Raw genomic sequence first — 9122 nt, 5'->3', positions numbered from 1 at the left:
GCTTTTCTTTGGGATAGTGAGCCGGCCCTGCGTGACATGAAAGACGAAAACGGAGAGCTGCTCTTCGAACGCGCCAGATCCAAACTGGGCCCGCTTGAACCGCATGAAATCTATGGATTCGAGCCCGCCATCGTGCTAGGAGGAAAAATTCTCCTCGAGAATCTGGCGAAAGTGAATACCAATGTGCACTTGACGATTCTCCGTCAATTCGCCGAGCCGGAATTGCCACTCTCGGGGATCGACATCGAAAAGCTGCTCGACTCTTGAAACATGCCGCCATGCGCAGGCTTAGGCCACCTGAGGCTTGGCTCGACGCATAGCTGGGTGACGCCCCTCTTTGGGCAGGTCTTCAAGGTCCGCCAGGTCTTTAGGACATCGTCGTTATATACAATTGCAAGTTCCAACGGAGAACCATTAGAATGCATGCCGGTGTGACATCAGGGAGGGAAACTTGATGAACACAGGAACCTCGCATGATCCAAGCGCCCCAGGGTCTGGAAAAGCTGCTTTCAGACTATCAACACGCCCGCATTCTGCGGCTGACTTTCCCGCATAACGACGCCCCTCCATCTGCATTGCTCGTCAACAAGCTTGACGCCAGCGAAGGGTTGTCACGCGACTTCGAGTTCACGGTCGAGCTGCTGGCCGACAACGCTACGCTTGAACTCAAGGACCTCCAAGGCAAACTGCTTTGCGTGGAGCTCGTCCGGCAAGACGGCAGCCTGCGCTACTTCACCGGTTACGTCTTCAGCTTCCGATTCGTCAGGACTGACGGCGATGTCGCATTCTACGAAGCCAGGCTAGGTCCATGGCTGAAGTATCTTTCCTTGCGTACCAACTGCATGCTGTTCCATGGCGTCAGTCTGTACGATCAAACGCGCAGCATTTTCCAGCATTACAGCGCCTTGCCCGAGTGGGAGTTCCGCCGTCATGGCGAGGACCTGCCCGTGACCGAGGCGTGTCAGTTCAACGAGTCCGACCACAATTACCTGAGCCGGCGCTGGGAGGCCGCAGGCTGGCACTATGCCTACGCGCATACGGCCACGGGGCACAAGCTGATATTGAGTGACGACTCCACGCTGGCCGATCCCATTGACGGTGTCGAGATTGCCTTCCAGCGTCACGCCGGCTCGCAAGAAGAAGACGGCATTCATGAATGGTCAGGTGAGCGGCACATCGTGCCTGCGAGCGTGACCCTGACTTCCTTCGATTTCAAATCGCCCTGGCCCAAAACCGTCGACGTCCCCACACGCAACAATCAAGGCCTGGTCCTGCGCAAGGAGGCCTACGAATACACAGGCGCGTATGGATTCAAGGATCGCCAGGACGGCGACCATCTTGCCACACAACGCATGGAGGAATTCGAACATGCGGGCAAGTTCTTCCAGGCCGCAGGCAACAACCGCAACGTGGTACCGGGCCGCTGGTTCCGTCTCACCGGCCACTTCGACGTCGGCAGCCAGCAAGAGCGTGAATTCCTCATCATCGAAGCGCACCACAGCGCCAGCAACAACTACCACGTCAACAACGGCACTGCGCCCCACTACGAGAACCAGATCAAATGTATCCGCAAGGTCATCCCTTGGCGTCCTGGTCGCGGCTTCAATAGTGTCGAGCCGAAAATCTACGGTCTGCAAACGGCGACCGTCGTTGGCCCCAAAGGCGAAGAAATCCACACCGATGAATATGGACGGGTCAAGGTCCAATTTCATTGGGATCGCGAAGGTGAGCTCGATGAGAGGAGTTCGGCCTGGCTGCGGGTGGCCACTGCCTGGGCAGGTTCCAATTTCGGCGCGACATTCATCCCACGGATCGGTTGTGAAGTCATCGTGCAATTCCTGGATGGCAATCCGGACCGCGGACTCATCACGGGCATGGTCCCAAATGCCGCCAACATGCCGGCCTGGGAACTGCCTGCGAACAAGACCCAGAGCGGCATCCTGACCCGCTCAACGCCCAAGGGCGGCTACCACAACGCCAATGCGCTGCGCTTCGAAGACATGAAGGGTCAAGAACAGTTGTGGCTGCACGCCGAACGGAACCAACTGACCGAGGTCGAGCACGACGAGGATAAATGGGTCGGCCACGATCGCCGCAAGAGCATCGATCACGACGAGACATCCCACATCGGGCACGATCGCACCGAGACGGTCGACAACAACGAGACCATCACCGTCCACAACAACCGTACCGAGACGGTCGACAACAACGAAACCATCAGCATCGGCAGCAACCGTACCAAGACGATTGGCAAGAACCGCAAGGACCAGATCGGCAAGAACTGGTCTACCCATGTTGCGCGGATGAAGACGGAAACCATCGGCATGGCCTACATGCAGAACGTCGGCATGGGCCGCATGGAAAACGTCGGCCTGGCCTACAACCTCAATGTGGGCACCGTCATGGCGACCATGGTTGGCTTCAACCAGATGACCAAGGTCGGCAAGACGATATCGATCACGGCCGGAGAAGAGCTTTCCATTTCAGTGGGCAAGGCCAGTTTGCGCATGACCGCCGACGGCAAGATATTCATCAACGGTTCCGAGATCGGCATCGAAGCAAGCGGGCCGATGCAGTTATCCGGCAAAGACGTCGATATCAACTAGTCGGGCATCGAACATGGAATTTCGCAATCTCACGCCTTATCCGGCGATGGCGTTCGACGCGCTCGACCAGCGGGAACAGCGCTTCCACGTCGTCGTCATGCGACTCACCTTTGAGTTGCAGCCCGACGGCCAGCTCTTGCTCGCACCCGAGCAAACGCCGCTGGTCACCTCCGACGAATATTACGGCGAAGTGAACCGGTCCAGTGTCAGGCAGGAATCCGACTTGGCGCCGTACAAGCCGCATACCGACGTCATCATCATTGCCCACGCGCACGCGCCGGGGGGAGCCGCTGCCAGTCAGTTCGATGTCGCCATCACGATCAATGGCGCAGCTGTCGAGCCAGACTTGCCGCCTGAACCTTACGGTTTGAACCCATTACAGCCGGCCTCGCCCGAACGCATGGCGCAATGGCGGCAAGAGTGCGCGCGCTTGACGGAGCAGGCCAGGCAAGGCCCGCTCATTCTTGCCAAGACGCTGAGCATCACGGGGCCACGCGAATGGCGCAAGCGTTCTGCCTTCCTGAGGGCACTGACGCTGTTTGCGCTTCCTGCATGGAAGCTGACGGCGCCACAACCCATTACCACGCTGCCACTGCGCTACGAATATGCCTATGGTGGCGAGAACAAGATTCTTGAGACAGAGCCGGCGGCAGCCCGTGTAAGCCAAAAGCATCGGCTGCCCAACCGCAAGCCGCTGCCGGAACCCGCCACTGATGGCGATACGCCGCAAGCCATCGCCCATGCGGTGTGTGAACACAACCCGGTTGGCCGCGGCTTCGCAGAGGATTGGTATCTTCATGCGACCAACATAACGCGTGTGCCAGCGCCGCAGATACAAGCGGCCAATGAGCCCATGGCGCGTTTTGGCGACGCGTGCATACCAGACGGCTTGGGCATCGTTGGACGTGCCTGGCAACCCCGCTTGAATCTCGCAGGTACTTACGACCAGCAGTGGCAGGACAGCCGCCATCCCCAATTACCGACCGATTTCAATTTTGCGTACTGGAACGGTGCGCCCGCAGACCAGCAAGTGATCCCTCATCTGGAGGGCGATGAAACCATCACCCTCTCCAACCTCTGCCCTGCTGGTGCAGCAACGGCACAGGATGCATCGGGCAACACGCTGCTGTCGTTGGCGCTGCCGGGGCATCTGCCATTTGTCCTGGTCCGCTTTGAAGACGGCCGCATGGGCGAACTCGCGGCCAAGCTCGATACGGTCATCGTCGATGTGGCCCCCACCCCCAACGCGCCTGAAAAAAAGCCCACCGTCGTTTGCGTCTGGCGCGCGACGGTCGCGTCCGCGCCCGCCGTCAGGGTACTTGAAGCACGAATGTTGTCACGCGCCGAGGTCGACGCCTTGCGCGAACACGCCCAAGACCCCGAGTCTGCGCACCCGGCGACTCAGCCGAATGCGGCGATACCACCCACCGTTTGAGAGCAATGTATGCCCACTGCTGCCCGTAAGAACGGCATCTTCAAAGCCGTCAGTCTCGTACCCAACGTATGCAAGACACCCATGGGACCGAACATGGTGCCGGTGCCCTATCCCGTCATTGCCGACTTGAGCGATAGCGTCCAAGTAGCCAAATCGGTCAGGTTCAATGGCGATCCGGTCTTTCTGTTCGGTGACAGCTTGGTCACACGCGTGACCGGCAACGAAGCCGGAACGGGTGGCGGCATGAGATCCGGTGTCAACAAGGGAAAGGTACGCCCTACAAAGAGCTCCGCTAGCGTGCGCGTGGAGAAGAAATTCGTCGTGCGTCACGGGGACGAGTGCGACATGAATCTGGCGAGTTGAGCATGGTGCCAATGCTTCATACTCCGCCATCCTGATTGATTCCACTCGCCTCTGCGATGTGGCTTGCCACTTTGCTGACCGGATGCGGGGTGCGCTGCCATGACGACTAAAGGAGTCATCCTCGAGCAGGCGGACAGGTCGGTCACGCGCATCGAGCCGCACGGTGGGGGCGCCAATGCAGCCGTCAAGGCAGAGACTGCGGCCGAGAAATCGTTTTGGCAAACAGCCAGTCCCTGGGTGCATGGTGTGCTGGGCGTGGCCAGTTTCGTTCCGGGGTTGTCGGTCATCACCGGCGCAATCGATGCGGCGCTCTATACCGCCGAGGGCGACTACGTTGAGGCAGGTATTGCTGCGGCGAGCATGATACCGGGTGGCAAAGTCGTCACCACCGTAGGCAAGGTTGCCAAGCGCGCGGTTGGCATGGCAAAGGGTGCTGGAACGGCGGCAAAGGTTGGCAAAGGGGCGCATGAGGCAGAAGAACTTGCCAAAGCTGCCAAGACCGCCAAGGAAGCAGAGGAAGCCGCAAGAGTTGCGCGAGAAGCTAAAGTCGCCAAGGAAGCTGCACCTGGCCCCCAACCACCCAAAAAGCCCAAGAAGGACGTCACCGTAAAGGCCCGGCAGTTTAAAGTACCTTGTTTCCATCCGTATGATAAGAAACAATTCATGCGGTTGAGCAAGGGGAAACAAAAGGCGTTTTTGAAAGAAATGGCGGAGCAGCTCAGACGCCAAGAGGAGGCCATCAATAGTTTGACAGCGAACGAATATGCGATGGCTAGAGATGCGTTTAAGAAAATGAATCGCAATCCGGCGGCCAACGCTGCGCAAGAAAGCCATCGGAAAGACGTCCTTGAAGACATGAAAGACAGTATTACCGATAGCATGCGGAAGCAAGGCATGAACCCAGCCGAAGCAAAAACACAGGCCGGAATTCGGGCAAAAAAACTGATGGAGAAATTAGCCGCACTGCATGAGCCAGACATGGTCGCCGGAGGTTGGATGCAACACAAAACGACGAGTATCGGCCGCGCTGACGTCAACAAGTCAATTGGAGCAAGCTGGAACCAAGCTTACACGCCGCCCGGAAGCGGGAATTCAGGGCAGAAGCCGCTAACCCGAGTTCAGGAGATGGATCGTGAAGCCAAGCATGCGATCGATAACGGTCGAGGAAATCAAAAAATGAACGTCAAACTGGAGCCTTGCCGTGGCAAGGGAATGAGATGAGAGACGAAGACTTCGAATATTTTATCAGCAACATTGGCGAGGCTACCAAGAGCTCACCGGTGCCCGCTGCAAGCCTTGAAAAATGGCGCGATAGGCTACCCGATCAGTTACTGAAATACTGGCAGGAAGAAGGATGGTGCGAATATGCGAATGGTCTCTTTTGCACAGTTGACCCTGATGACTATGAAGACCTCGTTGACGAGTGGCTTGCCGACACGGGATTGGATGAGATTGACGCCTTCCATGTGATTGCAAGGTCCGCATTTGGAACCCTCTATGTTTCCGGGGAGAAAACAGGACGTAGCGTCACGATTGTATGCGCCCTCAATATGGTCTCTGCTTTAAAAAATAAATTGATAATAAAGAATAAGGAAGATCAGGATTCTTCGATCCGTTCTTTTTTCGTGTCTAGTGACTCGGCCCGTTTCGATATGGAAGACGAGAACGGACAGCCGCTCTTCGAACGTGCCAGATCCAAACTCGGCCCGCTTGAGCCTCATGAAATCTATGGATTCGAGCCTGCCATCGTACTGGGAGGAAAAATTCGCCTCGAAAATCTGGCGAAAGTGAATGCCAATGTGCACCTGACGATTCTCCGTCAATTCGCGGAGCCGGAATTGCCACTCTCGGGGATCGATATTGAAAAGTTGCTCGATTCTTGAGCATACGGCCATGACAGCGCAACTCAATATTCAGCCAAACGCAGGCATAGGTCATCTGCGTTTTGGAACGAATCAAGCTAAGGCAATGAGATGAGAGACAAAAAATTTAAATATTTCATTAGCAAATTTAGCGAAGCCACCCAATGCTCCCCGGCGCGTTTAATTCGCGCCCATTGAACAATGCAATAAAAAATTGGGGAGATGATTTCCATCACCTCCCCATCATGACAGCCGCAAATACCAAATCAGCTAACTCATTCCATCAGGTTGCGATGATGGAAGCGCAAATGCTCCTCCACAAAACTCTCGATGAAGTAATACCCGTGGTCATACCCCTCATGCCGCCGCAAGCGCAAGGGCTGTGAAGCCTCCTTGCAAGCGGCTTCGAAACGGCCCGGCAGCAATTGCTCGGCCAGAAATTTGTCGGCCAGTCCCTGGTCGATCAGGATGCCCTGCGGGTAAGGTGCGTACAGCTTGCGCATCAATTCGCTGGCATCGTGCTCCTTCCAGCTTTCCTGGTCCGGGCCGAGATAATGGCCTAAGGCCTTCTGGCCCCAAGGGCAGTGGCGCGGCGCGACAATCGGGGCAAAGGCCGACACCGAGCGGTATAGCTCGCGATGGCGCAAGGCCAGCGTGAGCGCACCATGGCCCCCCATCGAGTGACCGAAAATGCCCATGCGCTGGGGATCGGCCGGGAAGTGCTCCAGCACGGCTCGGCGCAAGTCCTGCACCACATAACTTTCCATGCGGTAGTGCTGGCTCCACGGCGCCTGGGTGGCGTCAAGGTAGAAACCGGCGCCCACGCCGAAGTCCCAGCTCTCACTTTCCCCGGCAATGCCGGCGCCGCGCGGGCTGGTGTCGCTGGCCACCAGGATCAGGCCCAGCTCGGCCGCTACGCGCTGGGCGCCGGCCTTGATCATGAAAGTTTCTTCGGTGCAGGTCAGTCCGGCCAGAAAGAACAGTACCGGCAACTGGCCGCCCTGCTTGCCCTGCGGGGGGACGAACACCGAAAAGCGCATGTCCAGGCCGATGGCCGGCGCGGCATGGCGATAGAAGCCCTGCACGCCGCCAAAACAGCCGTGCTCGGAGAGAGTCTCCAGCATCGCGCTCTCCTCAGAACTCGACCACGGAGCGGATCGACTCGCCGCTCTTCATCAGATCGAACCCTTCATTGATGCGCTCCAGCGGCAGCTTGTGGGTGATCAAGTCATCGATGTTGAGCTTGCCTTCCATGTACCAGTCAACGATCTTGGGCACGTCGGTGCGACCACGCGCGCCGCCGAAGGCCGAGCCCTTCCAGACGCGGCCGGTCACCAGTTGGAACGGGCGAGTCGAGATTTCCTGACCGGCGGCCGCCACGCCGATGATGATGGACTGGCCCCAGCCCTTGTGGCAGCACTCCAGCGCCTGGCGCATGGTGGTGGTGTTGCCGATGCACTCGAAGCTGTAGTCGGCGCCGCCATCGGTCATGCCGATGATGGCATCGACCACGTTGGGTACGTCCTTGGGATTGATGAAGTCGGTCATGCCGAACTTGCGGGCCATGGATTCACGGGCCGGGTTCAGGTCGACACCGATGATCTTGTTGGCACCCACCATCTTGGCCGCCTGGATGACGTTCAAGCCGATGCCGCCCAGGCCGAACACCACCACGTTGGCGCCCGCTTCTACCTTGGCGGTGAACAGCACCGCACCCACGCCGGTGGTCACGCCACAGCCGATGTAGCAGACCTTGTCGAAGGGGGCGTCGGAGCGGATCTTGGCCAGGGCGATCTCGGGCACGACAATGTAGTTGGAGAAGGTCGAGGTGCCCATGTAGTGGAACAGGGGCTTGCCGTCCAGCGAGAAGCGGCTGGTGGCGTCGGGCATCAGGCCGCGGCCTTGGGTGGCGCGGATGGCCTGGCACAGGTTGGTCTTTTGCGAGAGACAGAACTTGCACTCGCGGCATTCGGGGGTGTAGAGCGGGATGACGTGGTCATCCTTTTTCAGCGACTTCACGCCCGGGCCGACGTCGACCACCACGCCCGCGCCTTCGTGGCCGAGGATGGCCGGGAAGATACCTTCTGGATCGGCACCCGAGAGCGTGTAATAGTCGGTGTGGCAGATGCCGGTGGCCTTGATCTCGACCAGGACTTCGCCAGCCTTGGGGCCGCCGAGTTCGACTTCCTCGATGGTCAAGGGCTTGCCTGCCTGCCATGCTACCGCTGCTCTTGTCTTCATAGGGATGGGTCCTTTGCTTGATGGGGTGAAGTAAAACGTCTTGCTCTTTCAGGAAAATTCAGTAGAACGAATGATCGGCTGAATTCATCGGCTGGGCCGTATTATCGCATTGCAAACGAAAACACATATCAAGTGCAACTTGCCCCTTCATCTTGATGCCAAAACAAGTGAAATATCACGCCCTGACATGAAAATCTCACTGTGGCGTTGCGAGCAAGTAGCCTGCTTAATGACAAAGCTCTTGGCTTGCGGTAAGGTTGCTACAAAACAAACGAAGAGCGCGCGCGGCAAACCCCTGCAAAACAGCGCAGAACAGTACGGGAAGCCGGACAGACGCGGAAAAGCGCAGCAGGACCCGGGATGGCATATCGGCATCTCGCGTATCACGTAGTGGGGGCATTCACGTAATTTCTGCGTAAGCCAGTCGCCTGGGTGACTGGCTGCGGCTTGTCATCATGACATGGCACATCGTTATACAACATGTCATAGTGGCAAGCCGGCAGAAGCTGGCAAGGTCATGCCGATTGCGTGCAAGGGCTGTCGATGCTCATACGATGGGCGCGGGGGCCAGGGGATGCAGCGTTGAGCTGCCTAATGACAGGGTGATGGATAGTC

General features: G+C 57.9%; 8 protein-coding genes. 6 read left to right on the top strand and 2 right to left on the bottom strand.

The window, feature by feature from the left end:
* The 6 genes from I5W_RS14870 to I5W_RS14840 all read left to right on the top strand — a co-directional run.
* Positions 1–267, top strand: a 267-nt coding sequence (locus I5W_RS14870; RefSeq protein WP_044529811.1) for a T6SS immunity protein Tdi1 domain-containing protein, incomplete at its 5' end; no start/stop codon positions are given.
* 206 nt (positions 268–473) lie between these two features.
* The gene (locus tag I5W_RS14865) at positions 474–2606 is read left to right on the top strand and encodes a type VI secretion system Vgr family protein (RefSeq protein WP_044529808.1); all 2133 of its coding nucleotides are present in this window, start codon (positions 474–476) and stop codon (positions 2604–2606) included.
* A gap of 13 nt (positions 2607–2619) precedes the next feature.
* Complete coding sequence (locus I5W_RS14860) at positions 2620–4041, top strand: DUF2169 family type VI secretion system accessory protein (protein ID WP_044529807.1); 1422 nt, start codon at positions 2620–2622, stop codon at positions 4039–4041.
* 9 nt (positions 4042–4050) lie between these two features.
* On the top strand, positions 4051–4404 hold the full coding sequence (locus tag I5W_RS14855; RefSeq protein ID WP_044529806.1) for a DUF4150 domain-containing protein: 354 nt from the start codon (positions 4051–4053) through the stop codon (positions 4402–4404).
* A gap of 99 nt (positions 4405–4503) precedes the next feature.
* Positions 4504–5625 (top strand): polymorphic toxin type 15 domain-containing protein, encoded by a 1122-nt coding sequence (locus I5W_RS29900; protein ID WP_083893543.1) that lies wholly within the window; start codon positions 4504–4506, stop codon positions 5623–5625.
* Positions 5622–6287, top strand: coding sequence for a GAD-like domain-containing protein (locus tag I5W_RS14840; RefSeq protein ID WP_044529805.1), 666 nt, complete (start codon positions 5622–5624; stop codon positions 6285–6287). The genes I5W_RS29900 and I5W_RS14840 overlap by 4 nt, the downstream gene beginning before the upstream one ends.
* A 254-nt stretch (positions 6288–6541) precedes the next feature.
* On the opposite strand, the gene fghA is transcribed toward I5W_RS14840, so the two are convergent.
* Positions 6542–7390 carry an S-formylglutathione hydrolase gene (gene fghA / locus I5W_RS14835; protein ID WP_044529804.1) on the bottom strand — a complete coding sequence of 283 codons (849 nt, stop codon included), beginning with the start codon at positions 7388–7390 and terminating at the stop codon, positions 6542–6544.
* A gap of 10 nt (positions 7391–7400) precedes the next feature.
* Complete coding sequence (locus tag I5W_RS14830; RefSeq protein WP_017450265.1) at positions 7401–8507, bottom strand: S-(hydroxymethyl)glutathione dehydrogenase/class III alcohol dehydrogenase; 1107 nt, start codon at positions 8505–8507, stop codon at positions 7401–7403.
* Positions 8508–9122: the final 615 nt, after the last annotated feature.

The sequence above is a fragment of the Herbaspirillum sp. B65 genome (genome assembly GCF_000333555.1).
In the GTDB taxonomy this organism is placed as follows: domain Bacteria; phylum Pseudomonadota; class Gammaproteobacteria; order Burkholderiales; family Burkholderiaceae_D; genus Herbaspirillum; species Herbaspirillum rubrisubalbicans.
This window is presented reverse-complemented; position numbering and strand designations above follow the sequence as displayed.

What these genes read in the sequence shown, in the direction of transcription:
- I5W_RS14830 (WP_017450265.1), bottom strand. Translation starts at nt 8,507, where the DNA reads ATGAAGACAAGAGCAGCGGTAGCATGGCAGGCAGGCAAGCCCTTGACC.
- I5W_RS14840 (WP_044529805.1), top strand. Translation starts at nt 5,622, where the DNA reads ATGAGAGACGAAGACTTCGAATATTTTATCAGCAACATTGGCGAGGCT.
- I5W_RS14855 (WP_044529806.1), top strand. Translation starts at nt 4,051, where the DNA reads ATGCCCACTGCTGCCCGTAAGAACGGCATCTTCAAAGCCGTCAGTCTC.
- fghA (WP_044529804.1), bottom strand. Translation starts at nt 7,390, where the DNA reads ATGCTGGAGACTCTCTCCGAGCACGGCTGTTTTGGCGGCGTGCAGGGC.
- I5W_RS14865 (WP_044529808.1), top strand. Translation starts at nt 474, where the DNA reads ATGATCCAAGCGCCCCAGGGTCTGGAAAAGCTGCTTTCAGACTATCAA.
- I5W_RS29900 (WP_083893543.1), top strand. Translation starts at nt 4,504, where the DNA reads ATGACGACTAAAGGAGTCATCCTCGAGCAGGCGGACAGGTCGGTCACG.
- I5W_RS14860 (WP_044529807.1), top strand. Translation starts at nt 2,620, where the DNA reads ATGGAATTTCGCAATCTCACGCCTTATCCGGCGATGGCGTTCGACGCG.